The following is a 22,185-nucleotide window of genomic DNA, read 5'->3' as shown; positions in this document are numbered from 1 at the left end:
CTCCAGTTTTAGATGGGTTGTCGAGTCCATCTATGGTAACAGACTGGAGGGCTTTTTAGCTTCCCTATTTTTATTGACCATAAAAATAGGGAAGCTAACTAGCATAATGCCCTAGTAGTATATATAAGGTCAAACCTTAGCGAAGGAAAGCACCTTTTTCTAGCTGAGGCTTGATCTTTTTTTTGCTCGGTGCGGGAAAAGGGATTGGAGGCAAAGAGTGGATGAGTCAGTTACCCCTCCCGTTCCGAGGACTCCGATCTGTCGGAGGAATCCCGACCTGTCGGGAGATTCAAAGCAATATACTTACTACTAGAGCTTGGGTCAATAGGCTTACCGATGTTCTATACACTTATCACCCCGCTGGAGCTTTGTAGTTCCGGCAAGTTGAGAACCCGATTTATTGGGTACAACGAAGTCCCGATGAGTCGGGATGCTTGGGACGGCATCGGGAGACGTCCGACCTACGGGTATAGGGATTGACTTTTATCGCGCCGCACATAACTAGCAACTTGGGTTACAATCTCTACTGAATCAATTCCGCTTTTATCCCATCAAGCGGTATATCAAGCAAATCCTCTCCAAAGACGATATGACCGTCGAAAATCTGCCCCGCCTCATACAACAAACGTTCACGTATCCCAGGGCGTGCAACCTGCTCCGTTAGGTGAACCAGCACCAGTGTGCCGACTTGGGCATCACGTGCGGTGCGCGCTGCGTCCAGATGCCCTGAACAACAGCCCGTCAGTCTGGGATCTGTAACAACCCCATTGATAAAGTGACACATGTGCACTAGTACATCGGCGCCCGCTGCAAGTTCGGTGAGTTTTGCTGTTGGCCCCGTATCACCGCCAAAGACGATGGAATGGCCGTGTGCCTCCAAGCGGTAGGCGAGACAGGTGAGTTGGGGTTGGCAGTGGACGACTTCTGCGACTTTTATGCGCCAATCCGTACATTCCACTACGGCCCCATCAGTGACCTCAGTCACTATTGGGTTCGGTCGCTCGCGTGGCAATACGCCGCCCCGTTTTTCATAGATGAAATGGCTGCCGGGATGCTCGGTTCTTCCTGCCAGATCCGGTCCGAATACACCGGTTTCACCGAAGAGCAGTCGGGTCATCCGTTCAGTGTGTGGAGGGCCATACACACTTAGCTCTGGAATTTTGCCGACACCCTGATCCCAGCGCGACAAGACCAGATAGCCATAATCGACACAGTGGTCGTAATGAAGATGGGTTAAGAATAGGTGCGTGATACGGGTTGGTGATACACCTTTCTCCAGTAGCCGCCGCACACAACCGGGACCACAATCAAAGAGAAGTAGCTCCTCTCCTAGGGTGACCAGATAACTAGAACCTGCACGATGAAGAAGTGGTGTTGGTGTGCCGGTTCCGAGAAGGGTTAAACGGATTGACATATGGAATTTTTCCTCCGAGTCGATGGTATGTATATCACTTTCTGAGGCACTAGATGGCTGAATAAGTGGTGAATATCATTGCTTTTGAGGTTATCATGTTTTATCCTAGCCTTCAACCTCTTTTTGGACGTAAGGAGAGATTTATGATTACCATCACCCGGCTTTCGTCACCCCCTAAACACCATTTCTACGGGTACTACGGCATTGATGTGTGGGATCCATCGCGCCGCTACCATCTGTCGCTCGAAACCGATTTCCACGAACACCGACCGACTGTTGGAGATGTCGCATCGGTAGGATTGATAGACAGAGAAACCCATGCCTTTATTCCGTACGGATCTACCAGTGCCTTCAATCTACAGCAAGGCAGTATGATGCACTGGATTGATGTGGGCTTTGGGAGCGAGTTCACCTTCAACGATTGGGAAAATGAGAGGTTGGTTTCGAGAGCAATTAACCTGCAAACAAGAGAAACCCGAACCATTCACGGCGCTGTTGCTGCGCTCTCACCGACTCAACCGTTTGCACTTGGGTTGAATTTTGCCCGCATGGCACACTGTCGCGCTGTGGTTGGGTACGCGAACGAGATGGATTCAGACAGTTTGCAGCCGCATCCCACAGACGATGGTTTGTTCCTGCTGGATTTACGAAATGGAAGTTCAAATCTGATTTTATCAATCGCCGATGTGATTCGGGAAAGTCAAGATATGAATATACCAGACGGGTTGGCTTGGTTTAACCATGTCCTCTTTAACACCGATGGAACGCGGGTTCTGTTTTTCTGTCGTATCAGAAACGGAGATGGTTTCTTGTCATCGCTCTGGACGGTGAATCCCGATGGTTCAAATCTGGTCTGTCAAATTCCATTTGGGAATAAGGTTTCCCACTTTGATTGGCGAGACGAAAGCCGTATCTTAATCTCTAGCGACGTAACAGGAGAGATGCAGTTTTTGGAATTGACGGATGACAAGGAAGATTTTAAGCCATTCGGAGCGGGGGTTCTCCCACAAGACGGTCATGCGAGTTTTTCTCCGGACAGAAATTGGATTGTATGTGATACTTATCCGAAAAATCCACAACGTCTGGCGGAACTCATGCTGTATGACATCAGGCGAGAGAGGAAGATTGAGTTGGGGCGGTTTTATTCAGAAGAAATGTTCACGGGGGATATCCGATGTGACCTGCATCCACGCTGGTCGTCTGATGGTAGGCTGATAACGTTTGACTCGGTACATGAAGGTTCGCGCCAGATTTATCTGGCGAATGTGGAGGAGATTGTATCAGGGTGAGGCTGTACATCATCGGGTAGTAGGACATCTTCTAGTTCATTCAGAACTTACGCACTTCAGATTGTAGTTGCCCGCCTGTCCCGACAAGTCGGGGATTCATCGGGCGTTGGAAACGGTATCCTACGGCGATGAATCGCCGAACTACAGGGCTTTGAGCGTTCAAGCGCGTAAGTCCTATACATATATCTACTATGCCCCGTTTTTTGTTGACACTTTTTCTCCTGTGGCTATAATGTTGGCAAGTCGAATTCTTCAAGCAAAAGATTCAGCTGCTATGGTGAATTGGTTGCCAAAACTGGGTCTAAGTGCAACCTAACAGGTTGTGCTGCAGACGCAAAATTTTACTCCGATAAGAAGTGGTTTATCAATTTCACTGGGATACCGGAGGAAAATTATCCGGATTATTTTTCTGACCTAACCAACAGGAGAAACTATGGAGGAAAAAGAAACAATCGATGAGAATCAAGAAGAGATAGGCACGGTCGAAATTCCACCTCCTACCGGGGTTTTTGGTCAACCGTGGTCAATGCAGAAACTGCTCGGTTTAATGGCTGTCTTTGGACCCGCCGCAATTGTAGCATCGGTTAGTATCGGTGCCGGCGAAACGATTGTCGTTGTCCGTACAGGTGCTTGGGCACGCTATGATCTCCTATGGCTCGTGCTTATAAGCTGTATCGTTAAAGGTGTTTTTCTTACCTATCTGCTCGGACGTTACACCGCCGTTAGCGGCGAATATCTTGGACATCGTCTTGTAAGGCTACCCGGACCGCGCGGTTGGTTGTTGCTTATGATTATGTTAGTTGAATTAATCGGCGGTCCGATGGCTTGGGTGCCGATTGCTAAACCGTGTGCGGATCTATTTCACTTTTTATTTAACGGAGTTCCGCAATCAATCCCCGAACCGATTTGGGAAAACATCTTCACCTCTGCCTTCATTGGTCTTGCCTTGCTACTCAGCCTGAAGATGTCATACAACAGACTGGAAAAGCAGCAGGTCATCATCTGCCTGATCCTTGTGACTGGAACGATTATCGGAACCTTGATGGTACGTCCGAATCTCTGGGCAGCCTTCATCGGATCCGTCAATGTTGGACACCTGCCAGCGTTTCCAGAGTGGACACCAGACGATGCGCGTCAGAATCCGCTGCTGACGATGGCGACAACATTTGCTTACGTTGGCGGTGGGGCGATGGGCTATATCGTCTACGCCAACTGGATTGGCCTCCACCGTTGGGGGTTGACAGGACATCAAAATATTGACGCCATCCGCGACTATGCTTTCAAGCACGATGCGATTGACTACCTGCCCGACGCACCAGAACAGGTCAGCCGATTACGACAACTTGTCGCGCCGTTGCGGTGGGATGCTGGCATGGGCGCAGTCGTTCTGTTTATTGTAACGGCAGCATTTATGATATCTGGTGCTGCTGTTTTGTATCCACTACAAAGCCGATTTGAAGGGTGGAGCCTACTCACCGAGCAGGCTCACGTTTGGAGTAATATTCACCCTTCATTGGTCTGGGTCTACTACGTCTGTATCATCGCGGCACTTTGGGGAACTCTACAAGCTGTGCCTGAAGTCCTTACCCGTGTATCGCACGAATTTTTAGAGGCGCTGTGGCCCTCCCGCGAATGGCCCTATTCTAAAATCCAGCGTGTCATCTGTGCCTATTTTTTCGTCTCCACCTTTATTGTCATTTGGGCCGATCTAAAGTTTGATATTCTCACGCAAATTGCGGGCACTTTGGGAAACTTTGCGATTTCATTCGTCATGGTTCTTGCGTTGCGCTTGAATGCCAAACTCCCTAGCTCTTATCGGACGCACCGTGTGATGTGGATCGGTGGATTTATATCTGCGTTGATTCAGATTGCTTTTGCAGGCGTTAGTATCTGGAGCTTAGGCGGCAAAATCTTCGGTGGCGGGCAATAGTACATTTCTCAACGATGTGCCGCGGATTTTCTAATCCATGGCGAGCGAGCCTCTCACAATCTAAAGCGATGGACAGGTCTCTATAGGGTAACCCTCAACGTTTAATGGCAAATACTTCACGACTAACAGTGCGCAGGGGGCATTCCTTGCGCACTTTCGAGGCATTCGGCAACCGCAGTTACCGGTTGCTTTGGCCCGCGAACTTCCTCGCCTACATCTGCCGGTGGATGCAGCTAACACTGCTGGGTTGGCTTGTCCTAGAGTTGACGGATTCGCCATTTTCAGTAGCTCTGGTCGGTTTCTTTGGGATGCTGCCGCTTCTGATACTTGGCATGGTGGGCGGTGTGTTGGCTGATAGAGTCAATAAGCACCGAATCCTTATCATGACGCAGGTAATAAGCTGTATCGCTGCCTTTGCGATGGTGCTGCTGCTCAAGACCGGAGCGATACGTTTCTGGCACGCTTACGTCGTGATGGGGTGCACAGGTATCGGGTGGGCACTAGATATGCCATCGCGACGTTCAGCCATACACGATCTCGTCGGCAGAGCGGGGGTGACCAACGCTATGGCGATGGATTCTGTCGGTATGCAGGCGAGCCGCATGATCGGTCCGGCGTTGGCGGGCGCGCTGATAACCACGGTTGATGTGGTGGGAGGATACATCGTTGTCAGTGCAATCTATGTTGTGGCAATTACCCTAATCACAGCAGTGAGCCTGCCGCCTGTCGACCGGAGCCATCTTGGGTTGTCTAGCGTCCTTGGCAACTTGGTGGAAGGGTTCCGGTATGTGAGGCGCGACAATGTGCTGGTGGCAACCGTACTTGTCACCATCCTGATGAATTTGCTACTCTTTCCCTACGCACAGATGATTCCGGTCATCGCTCGCGATGTCCTTTTGATTGGTCCCGGACTGATGGGAACGCTCCTAGGTGCTGAAGGATTGGGCGCACTTTTTGGTGCGATCTGCGTTGCTTCGATAGGGGTTATCCGCTTCCATGGGCGGTTGTACATCGGCGGGTCAATGCTTGGGCTGATTATGCTCTTATGCTTCTCGATGGTGCGGTGGTACTACGCTGCCCTGCCAGTTTTATTTGTTTTGGGGTTCGGGACATCGGGCTTTTCGACCATGCAGTCAACCCTTGTAATGCTGCGATCTAGGGAGGAGATGCGGGGACGAGCGCTAGGCGTTATCAGTCTCGCCATCGGTGCCGGTCCACTAGGGGCGCTTATGGTTGGTGCTATTGCGTCAATGAGCAGCACACCATTTGCCATCGGAATTGACGCAGTGTTGGGGATTGTGTTGCTTTCGTCGGTAGCACTGCTGATGCCGTCGCTGTGGCGACAACCGATGGTTTCAGACGAGCGAGTTCCTAAGGTTGATTGATAGCACAATCCGGGATTGCTACCCGAAGGGACGCCTGTACGAAAAGGCGGTTTCTTCGCTAGTGATGAATTCGAGCAATGACGCTTGTCCATCCTCAGTGGCTTTCCGAGCACGCAGAATCGCTGGACCCACATCTGCGGGATCCGCTACCCGTTCCGCCCATCCGCCCATAGCCCGCCCCATATCGGCATAGTTCCCGCGAATATCTCTTGTTCCATATAGCTCGTGGGATCGCGCCATGTGCGTTGTTTCTATAGCCATAGTGGAATTGTTCAGCACTACGGTGAGGATCGGTATACTGTTTCGGGCAGCTGTCTCGAAATCCAGCCCTGTCATCCCGAATGCGGCATCCCCCATAAAGTTGACCACGAATTTGTCGGGCGCGGCGAGTTTTGCCCCGATGTTGAGTCCAAGCCCGGTTCCAAGCCCGTGCGACTTGCCCCAACCCAAGTAGGTTCGGGGACCTCCCGATTGATAGAACGGCATAAGTTGGTCGCGGGGACTTCCAGAGTCGTGGGTAACGATGGCTTCCGCCGGAGCGACATTGTTCATGAACTCCCAGATGACGCGGTAGGGGGTGATGGGAACCTCATCCGATGTGAGTTTGGGCGTCCACTCCTTCAACCACGCCTTTCTAACAGATGCAATATCTTCCACAACTTTGCTGTCATTTTGGTTGACGCTTGGGTTTTGGAGGTCTGTGCAAGCCTCTATGAATTGCTGCAGCACCAGCTTGGCGTCCCCGATGACAGGATAATCTGCGTAGTAATCTTTATCTATGTCTGTTGGGTCGTTTGTCGCATGGATGAAGGTCTTACCGGAAGGGATGGTTGTGGTCATGCCGTGCTTTGTGAAGGAGGTGCCGATCCCGAATACCACATCGGCTTGACCTAGGAAGTGATAGACACAGCCGTTCATGACACTTGAGCCGCTTCCTAGCGCCAAGGGGTGCTTTTCGGGGAAGGCGCTCTTTCCCGCCAGCGTGGTCATGACAGGCACCTGTAGCAGTTCTGCTAGTTCTACCAATTCCTCGGTGGCGTCCGCGTATAACACCCCCTGTCCGGCGTGGATAATGGGAGCTTTTGCGTCGAGCAGCGCGCGGGTTGCAGCAAGGATATCCTGAGAATCGGCTTTTGAAAGCGTAGCTTTGACGGGCTTGTAACTCTCAAGGATTGATGCATCTACCTCTGCGTCCGCGATGTCGGTGGGTATCTCAACCATGACAGGACCCGGCCGCCCCATCTTGAGCCTAGCGAATGCCCGGCGCATTGTCTCGCCGATCTGTGAAGCGGTGCTGATCTGCTCGACGGATTTGGTGATGTCTGAAAAGCTGCGCACCGAGCTAAAGAGAGGGAATACGCCGTCACGTGCTCTGGGATGACCCAGCGGGAGCAGTAACATCGGCACAGCGTCTGAGTAGGCGGTGGCAACGCCCGCGAAGGCGTTTTCGGCACCGGGCCCATTCTGCATAGCGAACACACCCGGTGGGGTTCCGTTATTCACCCGCGCGTAGCCATCTGCGATACCTACCCCTACCCGTTCCTGACGGCAGATGATCGGTCGTATGCCAACCTCGGCAGTCGACTCGATCAGAGCGGTTGTGGGGTAGGCGCTGAGGTACTCAACGCCCTCCTTCTTCATGATATGCGCTATGGCATCAAGAACTTTCACCAACCATCCTCCCTGAACATCTTGGGGTTTGATTGTCAAGGAGAGTGGGGCGACGAGGTACTTTCCTTGCTGCCCCACTTCCTTATACCCTTTCCCGTATACCTATACCTAAGCACAGCGAGGATCGTCCGTCTTCCAGCGGTGGAAGGTGGGATTGTCTTCACTTCCCGACAGCCGGCTGCGCGTCTCATACCACAGATTTGCCCATTCCTCGGGATCATGCAATTCACTCTCCGGATTGGAACGGCTGCGCGCAACGAAGCCCGGAAATGCACTGCGCCCGGTTGGTTGCCCCGTCGGGTTATAGCGAAGGTCAAAACTCCAACGAATGTTGTCGCTGTTATTCGGCAACGAGCTATGGCAGTTAAGACGGTGGAAAAATAGGACGCCTCCGCGTTTGAGCGGGATAGGTACGCTATCTGGCTCTCGCAGAAATTTGCCCGGAATATGGCGACCAAATCCTCTTGACAGGTCGGTGCTCGTGATGCAGTGCTGAAGTAATCCTTCACGGTGACTTTTGGGAATAACTTCGAGACAGCCATTTTCAATGGTAGCATCCCACAAACCGAACCAAACTGTCAGCATATCGGTTTCATCCGCCTCTGGTGTGACAACCCCGGTATCCTGATGCCATGGGGTCGCCCCTATCTGGGGACGTCCGGTGTCTTCGTTGACGGGACAGAGGTGCTCCGGCGGCTTCAGGCGTACGTGCTGCACCGGATTCGAGTAAATTTCGGGGCCGATCAACGATTCGATAGCATCGAGAAGTCTCTCGTTGCGCAGCAGGTGGAAAACCTGAGGTCCCACCCACATCGGTGTATCCGGCTGCACATTCTGCTGGGGCAACGAAAAGTCGAAATACTGAGCATGCACCCTGCCAGATTCAGTATAAATTTTCGTCAGGCGATCGCCAAACGGCAGATCATCATACGTCGAAGATATTTCGCCCTTATCATATAAGTCTTGGGCGAGCTGATCCAAGACACCTGCGTACTCTTCGATGACTGGATCTATATCCTGTTCGGGGTCCAACACGTCTTCAACGACCAGGTACCCCTCTTCCTTAAATTGTGTCACTTGAGCTTCGGTAAGATGCGCCATCTTGTTACCTTCCTTTGTTTCCTTTGTGGGGATTGTATCCGACTGCTTCCTATAGGACAGGTCAGTGGAAGCAAAACGATCATTCTATAATTATAACAGAATTCTGAAGAATTGAGAACACAAAAATCAATAGGGACAAAGCAGCGGGACCAAATGGAAGTTTAAACGAGATTTTGATTGTGTGACGGCATTGACGAAAAGGTGTTGACCGGTTTCTTGGGTTGTGCTACAATAGCAAATTAAGATGGCTGTCAAGTAACTCTGTTTGAGTGATCTGACCGACTATAAACAGGAATCATATTTTCTAGGAAGTTGCTTATGATAGATCAATTTGTTGTATTTGTTCGCAGTATTCTGTCGGACAACTGGTTTGCGTGGTTTTATCAATATCTATTCGGTGGACTGTTCTTTTTTGGCTCTCTTTGGGTTACGCTCCGTGCCGGTACGGTGTACAAGGGATTGCGTGCTGACCGGTGGATCATCTGGGTGCTCGTCGTCGGCTTCTTCCTATTCGCAGGCATCCACCTGATTTGGATCTTTTCCGTGGAGGGACCCCCCGGCAGATGAGCGATTCACTCCATACACTCGATTACACCGTCATCATTCTCTACTTCGCGGCTATTGTGGCTTGTGGCATCTACTTCGGGCGATATACGAAATCCACAGCGGACTTCTTCTTCGGTGGTCAACGCTTCGTCTGGTGGTTGATCGCTGCGTCATGTATTGCCACCCTCGTCGGTTCCTACAGTTTTATCAACTATTCTGACCTGGGCTACGACAGCGGACTTGCCAGTATGACGTACTACACGAACGACTGGTTCATCATGCCGCTGTTCCTGCTCGGCTGGTTCCCCATTATCTACTTCAACCGCATAAGCACTATCCCTGAGTATTTTGAACGCAGGTTCGATCGCCGCACCAGATTCATGGTACTGATCCTGATCGTGCTGTATCTTGTCGGTTATATCGGCATGAATCTACAGACGATCGCCGTCGTTCTGAACCGTGTCATAGGGATGCCGGTGATGGTGGGAGCCGTGATAGTAGCAATTATTTCGCTTGCCTATATGCACAGCGGGGGACAGATGTCGGTGCTCATGACCGATCTGTTCCAGAGCATGATCCTACTTGTCGCTGGTATCGGCATCTTCGTGCTCGGCATCCATCACGTCGGTGGTTGGGACGCGTTTTGGAACGGACTGCCGGCGACACACAAGGTCCCGTTCCCGCAATTCAACGAACCGGCAAACTTTCACTTCATTGGCACGTTCTGGGGCGACGCGCTTTCAGGCACTGTCGCGTTCTTTTTTATCAATCAGGGCATTATTCTGCGCTTCCTGTCGGTCAAGTCCGTCCATGATGGTCGCAAAGCCATGATTGTGATGGTGCTTGTCCTGATGCCTATCGCAGCAATCGTTGTCAGCAATGGGGGTTGGGTCGGCAAAGCGATGGAGACTTATGGTTGGCCCGAAGCACCAGAAAAAGCAAAGAGCGTCTTTGTAATGGTGATGAAAGTCATCACCCAGCCGGGGGTGTTTGGTCTGGTTATCGCTGCGCTGTTGGCAGCGTTGATGTCTACACTCGATACACTTATTAACGCTGTCTCTGCCGTGGGTGTCAACGACATCTGGAAGACTGTTGTGCCGGGCAAAGACGATAAGTACTATCTCCACGCCGCTCGCTTGGCTGCTGTCGGCGCGACACTGCTAGGACTGGTGCTCGTTCCCATCTTTGAACTAGATGATCAGATCTATACGGCGCACTCAAAGTTTTTCACAACGATATTGCCATCGCTGATTGTGGTCCTGCTGATGGGCGTTCTCTGGTCCCGTTTCACATCGGCAGCAGCATTCTGGGCGCTGCTCTTGGGATCTCTACTTACCCTCATTACCCATCACAAAGCCCTCTATTTTCTGATTGAACCGCTTGCCCACGGCGTGCCTCCCGATAAGGGATACATATATATGCGCGGACTGTTCGGTACGCTGGTCACAGTTGTACTGGGCGTGGGCATCACGCTCTTTACTAAACCGCGACCAAAATCAGATCTCCCCGGACTCTGTATCGCTACCTTGTCCGAAGGGATGCGACTGTTTAAGGGCGGTGAACCCAATCGGTCTGAACCGAGAACTTCCTCACCCCTCCAGTTTCGTACAGATGCGATTGACGCCGATCGTGTGCGGCTGCCAGTCGAGTTGATGGACGAACTCTCCATTCAGGAAGGGGACCTCATCTACGTGTCAGATGCCCGGCGATGGCTCGGCGGTCTGCGCTCCGTGCATCTGAAAGCCGATATGCCGCATCAGGAGACCGGCGTCGTCATCCTACACGATGAGGCCGTCGATCGTGCGAATTTTAGTATCGAGCTGCCCGTCACGGTAGAGAAGATACTCTGAGAGGATGCAAGGTCTTCTCACTTATCGTCCCACCCGTTCAAAGAGTGCCGGTGTTTGGTGCATGTGTTCAATAATCGCCTGTGCCTGTGCTTCGGTGGCTGTGGCTATTGGGGGACGCATGACATAGGTCTCCGCAAAACCCATCCCATAAAACACTACCTGATTGCGTGCCATCCAATGCAGGTCAGGTAGTGCAAGCCCACTTTGTGTGTCTGCCTCCATCATTTTAATTACCTCCAGGTAGTTGTTCTCATCGAGCAACTCAAACATGCGCTGCCCACGTTTGGGATTATAAATCCCGGCAAACTCACCTTGGTTGGGAAAATGGTGAAAAAAGATGTAGTGGGTGAACATACCGCCCCCGGTGATGCCCATACGTCCAGAGAATTTGCGAACCAACTCCATCCGATTGTCCAGTATGTAAATATCGTCTTTGATGCCGATAAATTGCTCCTCTTCGCAAAGTTCTTCAAAACGCTGAGCGGGCAGCATTGTCTGAGAGGGAGCGCTCCAAGGAATTGGCAGCGCCACCGCCAAGAGAGGGATTTCGGTCTCTTTTGCCACGCCGCGGATGTATTCCACGTAGAGCTCACCACAGTGGGAGGGGTTTTGTAGGCAATGCTCCGGTAGATGGACAAACGCTGCGTGCGCCCCAGTCTTCTCGAATGCTTGCACTGTCCGGATCGCTTCGTGTAGGGGACCGCCGCCCGTACAGGAGATGAATACGGCATCGTCCCGTACAACCTCCATCACTGTGCGCGTTACCTCTATAATCTCCTCAGTTGTAACAAAATCGAGTTGGCTGTAGGTGAAGGTCAGACAAAAGTTTTGGGTATCGTTCTCCAAGTGCCAAGCGACATATTTCGCCAGCCCCGCATGGTCGATAGAATAATCATCGCGATAAAGAATCGGTAAGGGAACCATTTGACGGTGAATCCGATTGCGTACGTTGTCATAGTGACTCATGATATCCTCCTTATTTTACTTTCCTAGGATAAATTGCACATGGTTCATGTCAACAGACAGTGCAAAACGCAGAATGCGTGAAACGTGATGCGTAAAACGTGAAAAATAAACCAATGTACTGATGAACCAAATAGGTTTCTGTTGTACAATTTCTTAACACGAGTCTTGCACGTATGAATTCCGGTCGGTCAGTTAGAACAAGAACCGGTATGTTGGGATATTCCATATAGCCCCACGTAACGACCAGAATCCACCGATGACAAATTCACCCAAAATCAGTCCCAGAAACAGCGGAATTGCCTTTTGATGTGTTTTGACACCACCCAGTTTTAGAAGAATCAGTTTTAGCAACCAACTCACAAAAATCGAACCCCAGAACACGTTCATCGACCAACTGCTAGAGACCGCGAATCCCGCCGGATGGAACACCCACCAGATAAAGCGCATCCGCATCACCATCAGAAACAGTGTCGTGACCATACCGAAAATCAGTCCACCCATTGCGCCATAGTCCGGTGACAACGGATGATATAACCACGACTGTAACTTATTGAACGGTCGCCACGCATACCCTATAGCGCCGGAATATCTATACCCATCGCTGAGATAAGCCCAAAACGCAACGGGTCCTGTCAGGGCAATTGCCACAATCATCCCCCACAGCAGCCGTCGGTGGCTTGACCGTGACCGCTCCATCAGTTTGAATCCTTCGAGTTGGTGAGGCATCACATGCCCACGGTAGGCGCGATTGAAGAAGTGGAAAAGCCCGTACATGGTCAGTTCATTTGAGCTGAGGACACGAGTCCCTAGCACTTTGACCAATGTTGTGTCCGGTCCTGAGAAATGTAGGTCGTGGACCGGAGATCCTAACTCCGCGCGCATCCGTGTAATCGCTGTCGAGATAGCGTAGTAGATGAGAAAAAAGAGGAAGCTACTCCACAGCGCCATCCCTACCTGCTGACAGAAAAAGAGCAGTGTCCCAAAGACAAAAATCAGTCCGATTAATGCAGCCCGGTAACTCATCGGTTCGTCCACTGATTCCCCACGCCCGCCTCCAATCGCAGCAGAAACAACTCGCTTCAGATGGTGCCGTGTCATCCAGAGTGCTATCAGAAATAGCCCCAAGTACGCACCGGTGGTCTGCTGTTCGATATAGGGAAATTCTGGGATGGAGTGCAAGCCGAGGACATTTGCGAGGATCCGCTCTGCCTTCCAGAACAGGTAGAAAAACCAACAGGCGAATGAGAGATCCAGTGGGATTAGGAATCCAAGTCCAACCGCATAGGGAAAGATGGCGACCGGGGTCCAACCTATCGCATTCCACGGCTTGTTAGTGAAAAAAGGGCGAAGGTCGTAGAGTCGCCCACCTAGACCGGGGATAATTGGATACAGGAAATGAAGCCCGTTGAGAATATCGAGTCCCGCGCCCAACCCAAACCCGATCCACATCATTCGGTTCGAGAGGAGAGAGGAACGACCATCGGTCATCTGAAGTGGGAGTTGAATGATGGGATAACTCAGCTTTTCCGCTTCTGTCCACGGTCTGCGCACCAAAACATTGATGCAGAGCATCCCAAACACTAGTAGAAAAATGAATCCAGACCAGATGAGCGTGGGGAATAGCCATGCTTGTACAACTTGAGGTACATAGAAACTGGACTCACCTTCGGCGAAGCCTTTGAGGACCTCTTTGTCTTGGACGGCGAGCCAATGGGGGATAAATCGCCAGAAGAGTTCCGCCCATTCGTTTTCCGGGCGTGCATACCAGAACGGTCCCACTAAGACCGACATCAGCACCCGCATCATGTCGAGTCCCGCAATTCCAGAGGAGATCGACAGCATCACATAGACGATCAGCAGCTCGCCTTGATTTAGCGCGGCGTTGGGGGCAATCTGCTTGAACAGCAGATTCAGCAGGAGCAGTATGAATAGGATAAAAATGATGTTGAAAAAGAGGGAGACAGTCGTTGAGGTCGCTTCGCCGGAAGCGATCCAATAGGCATTGGCGGGGAGAAGCAAGGTGCCGATAACCACGGCTCGCCATCGTGTTCGGTTCGTAGGTTGGGGGGCGCGGCTTGAAGACGGAGGGGTTAGCTCATCGTGTTTTGCGTTTTTAAGCATTCATACTCCTGTTACTGATTACTCGGTGTAACTTCAAATCCCTCTCAACCGCGCAGGAGCGGCTCAACCTGACTTCCGATTTTGGATCCAGCCCCAGAACAGATTGTCACGCTGGTTGCCCGCGTCCAGATACTCGGCTTTCAAACGTGAAAGTTCATCGTCCTTGTAGTTTGCGATCGGTTGGCCATCGCTATCCAGTTCGATGCCGTACTGACCTGCGGCATTGATACCGAAGATGGCATTTTTCACGGGACCATCGGCGGATCCCAGCGGTTCCAAACTGTGTTTGTCCTGTAGGTCTACTGGGATTTCGATACGGCGTAGCGCCTCAATCTGCCATTGCGGTGAGCCTGCCCAGATCGAATCTGTCCCCCACAGTACGCGGTTCGACCCTAAACCCTTAATCAGTATCCCCAACATTGCCGCCGCGAGCCTCGGATGCGTAATGGCTAACGCGCCGAAGGAGAGGCCGATGTCGGCATACACATTCGACACCCCATATTTTTCAGGGATGGCAGCCATCTCATCAATCCACGGCAGGCGTCCAGTTTTTTCAAATGCTTCACTCACCCCGTGTGCGTCACGCCACATCTTCAAGCCGGCGTGATAAATGTGGAAATTCAGATCGGGCCAATCTTGGGCAGCTTTACCGAGGTCCTCCAACGAGGCATAATGCCAGTTTGGGATACTCTCGTAATCGATCGGTAACACCCCCTTGTGGACGCAGATATTTTGGACGCCGTACTTGTGGGCTTTTTCGTAGGTCGGGTAGGTCAGGTCATCGTCATCCATGCGCCACGGTTTGTCAAAGGTCGGTTCGGCACCCAGAACATCGCCAATGGTGTAGCCCTTCCACGAATCCACCTTGAGTTCCGTGGCAGCGCGGTCCATCGCCTCCAGATACTCTGGCACGCTGGGCCAAATCACACCGTGCGCTAGCAGCCGTCGTGTGCCGGACAGTCGATTGACCAGATTGCGTGTGGCAACCATCTGATCATCAGACAGGAGTATCTTGTATGGATCGACAGACGGAGATGTACTGAGTAGCGCAATGGTTGTGTCGCTGTCGAAGAACATGTCCTTTAGGTAGTAGTCGAACTTGTAATATTTCAGGTCGAGTTCCTGTTCGACCAATTCCGGGTTCCAAGGTATCCGAGATTGGTTGTTGCCGCGGGCAGCATCACGTATCCAGAGTTGACCTTCCCAACTGTAGTCATCGTGAACGTGGTGTGTGTGAACGTCGAAGATAAACTGATCCTTGGTCTCGTCCTTCCGTGCTTGCGCTGCCTCAGGATCTTCGGCTTCGTCGGTGTCTACGTTGTAGACCTCGCCGTGGACCTGATTCATCGCTAGAAATGCGGCAGCCATACCGCTTGGGGAACGGAGGTAAGTTCGGCAGGGTATCCCCTGACGACTAGCATACAGTTTGGCTTCTTCCTGAATCAGCGATTCGACCTGCGCCTGTTGACGGGTTTGCGGGGGCGGGAAACATTCACCACTAGAGATGACCTGCGTTGGCACGGGGCATTCCACCTGCTTTTGGTATGCGCGCTGTAGGTGCTGAAGTTGCTGATTGGTAAGCCACATGGACATGAGATTTCTCCGAACGATTTGGCGTGTTTGTTAAGGTGAGATGGCTATAGTGGAAATCGTCAGGTCGAACATACCGGACATCGAATAACCTGTCCGTCATTTGGTTCCGGATGTCGCTCGTTGTCCAGTTTTCCGTCGGGGCCCTCTAATTGGTGCCACATCGTGCACTGTTGCTTGAACGCTGCATCAACTGATTCAACATATTGGAAAGAAAAGACGCGGTAGTTGGAGTCAAGCCACTGTTTCAGCGTTTCTGCGAGGTTGCCATCTGTGTGACCGATAAAGGCACGGTAATGCGCGTATTTTGGTGTCTCTTCAATTCGGCGAAGCAGGAAAACGGCGGGATCTATACTATTGATAACAGCGTCGATGACACTGTCCGTTAGTTGAAATGGTCCTTCCATTCCAGCGTCCTCGGTCGAGTGTAGGGAACAACGATCGTTGTTCCCTACGAGCTGCATAAGTCCTACCCATGAAAAAACTTTATACGTTCGGCTGATTTACCCATTACCGTATCGGGAGAAAGCGCGCCTTCCCCAAAAACTACCGGAAACGTATCGCCCGTAACCACCGATTGAGTTGCCACCTCCATATAAGTCGCACTGAACGCTCGACGGGGTGACGTGGTCGTGTTGACGCCTGAACGGTGCAGCAAAAAATTGTGTAGCAGAATGGCTTCGCCAGCCTCCGCTTCTAAGTCCATTACATCTTCATCGCGAGTATATTTCGCCTGATCTTCCTCCGACGTGAAGTGTCTTTCGTTGAGAATCCCCAGATTGTTGCTGCCCGGCACAATCTGCATACAGCCGCTGTGCACGGTCGCTGCATCAAAGGCAGTCCACACCGTGATAATCGGATTGGTATCAATCTTCCAACCGACCCCGATGTCTTGGTGCCACACCAGTTCCGTCCCACGCTCGGCGGGTTTGTTCATAAACATAGATCGAAAAACCGCTACATCTTCCCCGATGTAGCGGCGGGTGATTTGGCGGATGAGGGGCTTCTGAATATAGTCGAGAAAGAGCGGATCTTGTTCCAGATCGTCAATGCGCCGGTAGTTCAGGGTTGCTTCTTGGTTCCCTACGGTACGGGTCATAGCGCTTCCAGTATGCCGAGGGTCAAGTTGAAAGCGCATGTTTTCATAGTGGATTTTGCCCAGCATAATATCGTCTATGCGTTGTTGGATGGCGGCCAGTTCGTCGGGTGACAGGAGTTTGCCCAGACGCAGATAACCCTGCTCCATAAACTGTTCGTGATGTTGGTCTTCAAACGAAGAAAGCGTTTCCAATTGCATTACCTTAATCTCCTTCTGTTTTATCTTTTATAGCTGAATTTCTTGATAGGTATCTTGGCATGGATTTCCGTCTACGAACAACACCCGCCGGCTCTGTGTCAGTCCGATCATCGAATATTCTGTGTGCGAGTCATCCGTTCCGCCGTGACGACAGATGCTTAGATCACCGTGATGGCGCAAAATCGCTTTCATATCCACCAGACTGTAGTCGGACAACTTAGAAAGACTTTGTTCAAGGAAACCCTGTCTCGCTTTGGCGTTGCACTTGCCGCTTCCGCTACGGCGGTCAGCATCGGCAAGCGTTGGCAGTTGGTAGCAGTTGACACAGTTCATGTGACGTGCGTCAGGTTCTGGGTTGCGTACCTGCATTATTGGGCATGGCGCTTCGATGGAACACATCACACCCTCCGCATCTACGCAGACATGACTGTACCCTTTGCCGCGCGTCGGGAGTTGGGACAGTCGTCGAACAAATTCCGATGTCGTCCGGCTCTGCATCAGACACTCATAAGCCCAAAGCCGTATCGGAACGAAGTCATCGCTCTGTTGGAAAACGCTTCCAACGGAGGAGTGTCCCACCGCTACACCTTCGGCGTTCATGCCATCGGTTGTCGCAACCATGCCACAAAAGGTAAAGTTTGCCATAGGAATCGCGTCATTTCGATGGATAACTCGCGCACACGCTGGACGACGTTCATCTTTGGCAAGCCCATCGTTGTTCTTGCCCCAGAGCGGTCCGTCCAATCCGTTGCTAAATACCGTGTTAGTGCACCCCTCATCGACCACCAGCTCATTGGCATACATCGGGAGATTCAGTTGAAAAATAGTGTCGAGGGGGAGATTGGCACCGGATGCCGTTCCTTCAATTTCCGAGAGAACCGCCGGCAGATACGTTTTCAACGTCTCCAAGAAACGTGGAAATCGTTGTGCCCAAACGGTGCTGTCGATGTTTGGTGGAAAAAGAGCAAGATGTTCGCGGATTTCCTCACGCAACGCTTCGCCGGTGAGATTGCCAATTTCGCGAGGTGAACCTGAGACTTCAATGACTTTCATGGTGTCTCCTTGAGATGAAGCATCGAGTCTAAAAACTTCGTTTTCTCTGTTATTATGTACTAGTACGGAGACGGATGCTGCAGCGCAGAGGGGTATGGACCGTATTCCACGATAAGTTCTACCTCGTCCACCCTAAGTGGGCTGACCAACCCTTGTGCCCTGTTTTCCAGAATGATCTCCAACAGGTTCTCGCCCTGTCTCGGCAGAACGTCCCTCAAATGAAATTCTAGCCATTGACCGCCGTAAGCGTTGATCTCTGAGCCGTGGGTGCGCAGACAACTCTCGTCCTTCAGGGATTTATCATTGAGCCGAATATTGAGCCGGTCGGCGGATACAAGGTCGGTGATGTTAATCCTGAGACGAATTTGGCGTATCCGTCCCTTGGCACCTGCGATATCATCGGCGATGTAGAACGGAATCGGATGCCGCGTCCCAACATCTGAGGCGTTGATCTCGACGGGCAGTGGCGTCGGGTAGTGGGTTTTATCGTCTTTGGCTTGATGGTTTCGAGCGACCACGTAGCATTTGTCCCCTTCAGCCACTAGCTCCGGGTCGCCAAGTTCGGTCAGCATACTGCGTTCCACCTCCCCTAGGGGCCAACGCATAAACCATGTGTATAAACCGTCAACGCCGCGCGCCCAATTGTTTGCTACCGCCGCTCGCATCTGTTCCGGCGTGGGCCATATCCGTTGCGGTGCCCCGGTCATGGCATCGTGGACATAAGGTTGTAAGATACCGTAGACCGATGCATCCGCCTGATGTGCTGTCTCAATCAGCCAGTCGATGGGGATGTCGGGATCGAGAATCATGTAGGCGTAACGCATCGGAATCGCAAAGTCTAGTAAACCACGTTCAAACCACGTCCGCACGTCAAGACCCTGTGCAAGATTTATTTCCTCTGTGGGCAGCACACGAACGCCAAGGTCGCACGAATCGCCGCGGCGGCTTCGGACCATCTCAGCGATTTGCTCAACATATTCTGTCAGGACGGGTATCATGGCTCGAGCGTCCTCTTCCCGAATGTTAGCGCTGCCTCCCGGAAACGCGAAGTCCAACTCTAGCCCTTCGGTGGGGTACTCTGTTGCCAGTTCCTCCAGCACGGCGAATTGGTGGTCGCGTACCTCCTGATGCCCCAAGCCACGACCGCCGTCCTGTAGCCGGTGCGCTGGATTCATGCCACCGTGGGCGGGCATACGCAGGCTAGCAATGAAATCCATCCCCTTGTCGTGTGCCCGGTCAATGAGAACCCGCAATGGATCCAGTCCTCGATCAATTAAACTCTGCATGTTGTGCCATGTGCGCCAATACGCAGCCATCTCGAAAGGCTGGATGTCTTCCCCAAAGCGCATACCAATTTTGGATGGATAAAACAGGCCATCCCCCCGCTCAACACCGTAGCAGAAGGTATCTACTGCCGTACCGGCGACTTCGTCGACAGGAACCCAAGCGTCCTCCAGCGTCATCGGCGGTTCAAAGACGAACAGGTAGTAGTGACGCGCATCGTTCATGTAGATGATTCGTTTCTTTCGCATGGGGAAACTCTCCTTTCTCGCAGAATTCGATTGAATAGGTCTTGGTCAGTGAGCGGTTCTCAATGTTGGAATAACCACCATCGTAGCAAAAATTCCCCTCGGTGTCAACGGGAAAGCACAAATATACAAATGGGCAGAAAGTACTTAAACGTTTCTCTTTCAATTGCGTCGGATAACTGTAGCAGATTGGCATAATATACCTCTTTTTTTTAATAACGATGCTCGCAAAAATATCCAAGAATCAGTAAGCGATGGAGTGATATCCATCGGAAAGGGATCTTGTTTCTATGAATAGAAATCAACCTCCAACGTCTGCCTTGAATCTTTTCTCTCTATGCGGTTTGGTGGTCTTGTTTTCCTTATTCGTCGCTCAACTTCCGGCGTTTGCGGAAAGCCATGCCACGGATATTGATGTCAAAGCTATCGTCAAACGAATGGACGAACTCTATCGTAGTGAAACGAGCCAAACGAACATGGAGATGCAGATTGTTACGCCACACTGGGAGAGAACCTTGGCTTTGGAAGTCTGGACGCAGGGGATGGACAGAACCTTCATCTTGATAACGTCGCCCAAAAAGGAGAAAGGTGTTGCGACCTTGCGGATTGGGAACGAAATGTGGAACTATCTCCCCAAGACGAACAAGGTGATGAAAGTACCACCGTCAATGATGATGGGATCTTGGATGGGTTCCGACTTTACAAACGATGACCTCGTCAAAGAATCATCGATGCTTGATGATTACACCTACGAACTCATCACACCGGCGGATGCCCAACCCGACCATCTCTACATTCAATTGTTGCCAAAGGAAGATTCTCCGATTGTCTGGGGCAAACTTATCGTCGCTATCCGAATGAGTGATCGGGTTCCGGTTTGGCAGCATTTCTACGACGAAACGGGCCGTCTGACGCGAGTGATGAATTTCAAAGAGATCAAATCGTTTGACGGGAAGACTATACCTTCAGTAATGGAGATGATACCGCAGAACAAAGAGGGGCATAAAACCCTTGTACGGTTCGTGGAGGCCGAGTTTGACAAGGGTATTGACGAAAAAGTCTTCACACGCCGAAACCTTCAAAAGCGGAGATAAATCAACTTCATTTACGTTTTACGCATTACGTTTTAGACCATGATGACACTTAAAATTGCATTCCGCAACATCTTCCGTCAAAAACGACGCACAATCCTAACCGCACTCGCAATGATCGTCGGATTTACACTGTCGTCCGTGTTCATCGGTTGGTCTGATGGCGCGTATTCCGACATTATCGCTATGTTTACGCAGAATCGCATCGGGCATATTCAGGTGCATCGGGGAGACTATCTCGATAAACCGTCGCTCTACAAAACGATGGATGACTATGAGTCAATCGGAGAAACCATCGAGAGTGTAAAAGGGGTAGAGGCGTGGACGCCGCGAGTCTACTCGGCGGGACTCGGCTCGGTCGGCGAAAAAAGCACCACTGTACAAATCATTGGCGTTGATGTGGAGCGTGAAGTCCAAGCCACCCGATTTGACAAGAAAATCGTTGATGGAAAGGTAATCTCAGCGCAGCCAGCACGAGAAGCCGTTTTAGGGAAGGGGCTTGCGAAAAACCTTCCTGCGACGGTTGGTGACGAAATCGTGATTGTCTCGCAGGGCGCCGACGGCTCGATCGCTAACGACCTATACAAGATTGTCGGGATTGCAGAAAGCGGCGACGACATCACAGATCGGATGGCGTGTTATCTCCACATCGCAGACGCGCAGGAGTTACTTGTGCTCGAAGGACGTTCCCACGAAATTGTTGTAATTGTGTCAAACATTAATCGTGTTCATAAAATCACGAAGGCAATCGAAGCTGATCTTAATAGTTCAACGCTTGACGTTGCTCCTTGGCAGGTGGTCGCCAAGGCTTTCTATCGGGCAATGCAGGCGGACAAGCAGGGCGATGCTATCGGACGGATTATCATTATGCTCATCGTCGCTATCGGTGTACTGAATACTGTCCTGATGTCGGTGCTGGAGAGAACCAGCGAATACGGTGTGTTGAAAGCAGTCGGAACGAAACCGGTGCAAATCTTCTGGCTGGTAGTTTGCGAAGTGCTCATCATCGCCTTCGGCAGCATTGTCGTCGGTGCTGTACTCGGGACTGCGGCTAACCATCTGCTATCGATATATGGTATTACCATGCCACAGGAATTTACTTACGGCGGCGTCAAATTTCAAACGATGTACGCCGAAGTCAACGCACGGAGTCTCATCATTCCCGCTATCACCGTCATTCTATCGGCAGGGATAGTCAGTATATTTCCCGCACTGAAAGCAGCGCGCATTCTGCCAGCTAGGGCAATGCGTGCCCATTGAAACCAACAATCAAGGAACAGAATAAACTATTTGACTCATGTTAAGAAATCGTACAACAGAAACTTATTTATGGTAGATTATAGAATTACTTA

The 22,185-nt window shown here is 51.3% G+C and carries 17 protein-coding genes; 7 read left to right on the top strand and 10 right to left on the bottom strand.

Features of this window, described 5'->3' with window-relative positions:
- Positions 1 to 523: 523 nt before the first annotated feature.
- Positions 524 to 1,414, bottom strand: coding sequence for an MBL fold metallo-hydrolase (locus J4G02_06025; GenBank protein MCE2394135.1), 891 nt, complete (start codon positions 1,412 to 1,414; stop codon positions 524 to 526).
- 143 nt (positions 1,415 to 1,557) lie between these two features.
- Between J4G02_06025 and J4G02_06020 the strand changes: the two genes are divergently transcribed.
- The 3 genes from J4G02_06020 to J4G02_06010 all read left to right on the top strand — a co-directional run bounded on the left by J4G02_06020 (position 1,558) and on the right by J4G02_06010 (position 6,018).
- The gene (locus J4G02_06020; protein ID MCE2394134.1) at positions 1,558 to 2,703 is read left to right on the top strand and encodes a PD40 domain-containing protein; all 1,146 of its coding nucleotides are present in this window, start codon (positions 1,558 to 1,560) and stop codon (positions 2,701 to 2,703) included.
- Positions 2,704 to 3,136: 433 nt separating this feature from the next.
- Entirely contained in the window at positions 3,137 to 4,633 is a 1,497-nt protein-coding gene (locus tag J4G02_06015; protein MCE2394133.1) for an Nramp family divalent metal transporter, read from the top strand.
- A 146-nt stretch (positions 4,634 to 4,779) separates the two neighbouring features.
- Positions 4,780 to 6,018 (top strand): MFS transporter, encoded by a 1,239-nt coding sequence (locus J4G02_06010; protein MCE2394132.1) that lies wholly within the window; start codon positions 4,780 to 4,782, stop codon positions 6,016 to 6,018.
- 18 nt (positions 6,019 to 6,036) lie between these two features.
- Here J4G02_06010 and J4G02_06005 read toward each other — a convergent pair whose 3' ends face one another.
- On the bottom strand, positions 6,037 to 7,689 hold the full coding sequence (locus tag J4G02_06005; protein MCE2394131.1) for a thiamine pyrophosphate-requiring protein: 1,653 nt from the start codon (positions 7,687 to 7,689) through the stop codon (positions 6,037 to 6,039).
- 108 nt (positions 7,690 to 7,797) lie between these two features.
- Positions 7,798 to 8,790, bottom strand: coding sequence for a phytanoyl-CoA dioxygenase family protein (locus J4G02_06000; GenBank protein ID MCE2394130.1), 993 nt, complete (start codon positions 8,788 to 8,790; stop codon positions 7,798 to 7,800).
- A 318-nt stretch (positions 8,791 to 9,108) separates the two neighbouring features.
- On the opposite strand from J4G02_06000, the gene J4G02_05995 reads away from it, so the two are divergent.
- Together J4G02_05995 and J4G02_05990 are read left to right on the top strand one after the other, a co-directional pair.
- Positions 9,109 to 9,357 carry a hypothetical protein gene (locus tag J4G02_05995; GenBank protein ID MCE2394129.1) on the top strand — a complete coding sequence of 83 codons (249 nt, stop codon included), beginning with the start codon at positions 9,109 to 9,111 and terminating at the stop codon, positions 9,355 to 9,357.
- Positions 9,354 to 11,186, top strand: a complete 1,833-nt coding sequence (locus J4G02_05990) for a sodium/solute symporter (protein MCE2394128.1) — start codon at positions 9,354 to 9,356, stop codon at positions 11,184 to 11,186. Before J4G02_05995 ends, J4G02_05990 begins: the two co-directional genes overlap by 4 nt.
- A gap of 21 nt (positions 11,187 to 11,207) precedes the next feature.
- Here J4G02_05990 and J4G02_05985 read toward each other — a convergent pair whose 3' ends face one another.
- The 7 genes from J4G02_05985 to J4G02_05955 form a co-directional block, all read right to left on the bottom strand.
- The gene (locus J4G02_05985; GenBank protein MCE2394127.1) at positions 11,208 to 12,152 is read right to left on the bottom strand and encodes a dihydrodipicolinate synthase family protein; all 945 of its coding nucleotides are present in this window, start codon (positions 12,150 to 12,152) and stop codon (positions 11,208 to 11,210) included.
- A gap of 192 nt (positions 12,153 to 12,344) precedes the next feature.
- On the bottom strand, positions 12,345 to 14,273 hold the full coding sequence (locus J4G02_05980; GenBank protein MCE2394126.1) for a hypothetical protein: 1,929 nt from the start codon (positions 14,271 to 14,273) through the stop codon (positions 12,345 to 12,347).
- A 63-nt stretch (positions 14,274 to 14,336) separates the two neighbouring features.
- Positions 14,337 to 15,866: an amidohydrolase family protein gene (locus tag J4G02_05975; GenBank protein ID MCE2394125.1), complete on the bottom strand. Its 1,530-nt coding sequence runs from the start codon at positions 15,864 to 15,866 to the stop codon at positions 14,337 to 14,339.
- A 59-nt stretch (positions 15,867 to 15,925) separates the two neighbouring features.
- On the bottom strand, positions 15,926 to 16,270 hold the full coding sequence (locus J4G02_05970; protein MCE2394124.1) for a hypothetical protein: 345 nt from the start codon (positions 16,268 to 16,270) through the stop codon (positions 15,926 to 15,928).
- A gap of 62 nt (positions 16,271 to 16,332) precedes the next feature.
- Positions 16,333 to 17,160: a phytanoyl-CoA dioxygenase family protein gene (locus J4G02_05965; GenBank protein ID MCE2394123.1), complete on the bottom strand. Its 828-nt coding sequence runs from the start codon at positions 17,158 to 17,160 to the stop codon at positions 16,333 to 16,335.
- 27 nt (positions 17,161 to 17,187) lie between these two features.
- Entirely contained in the window at positions 17,188 to 18,213 is a 1,026-nt protein-coding gene (locus J4G02_05960) for a hypothetical protein (GenBank protein ID MCE2394122.1), read from the bottom strand.
- A 59-nt stretch (positions 18,214 to 18,272) separates the two neighbouring features.
- Positions 18,273 to 19,745, bottom strand: a complete 1,473-nt coding sequence (locus J4G02_05955; protein ID MCE2394121.1) for a hypothetical protein — start codon at positions 19,743 to 19,745, stop codon at positions 18,273 to 18,275.
- 287 nt (positions 19,746 to 20,032) lie between these two features.
- Here J4G02_05955 and J4G02_05950 point away from each other — a divergent pair, with 287 nt between their 5' ends.
- The gene (locus J4G02_05950) at positions 20,033 to 20,836 is read left to right on the top strand and encodes an outer membrane lipoprotein-sorting protein (GenBank protein MCE2394120.1); all 804 of its coding nucleotides are present in this window, start codon (positions 20,033 to 20,035) and stop codon (positions 20,834 to 20,836) included.
- Positions 20,837 to 20,875: 39 nt separating this feature from the next.
- Complete coding sequence (locus tag J4G02_05945) at positions 20,876 to 22,093, top strand: ABC transporter permease (protein MCE2394119.1); 1,218 nt, start codon at positions 20,876 to 20,878, stop codon at positions 22,091 to 22,093.
- Positions 22,094 to 22,185: the final 92 nt, after the last annotated feature.

The sequence above is a fragment of the Candidatus Poribacteria bacterium genome (assembly GCA_021295755.1).
In the GTDB taxonomy this organism is placed as follows: domain Bacteria; phylum Poribacteria; class WGA-4E; order WGA-4E; family PCPOR2b; genus PCPOR2b.
Note: the sequence above shows the minus strand (reverse complement) of the source record. Positions and strands in the feature narration are given on the sequence as shown.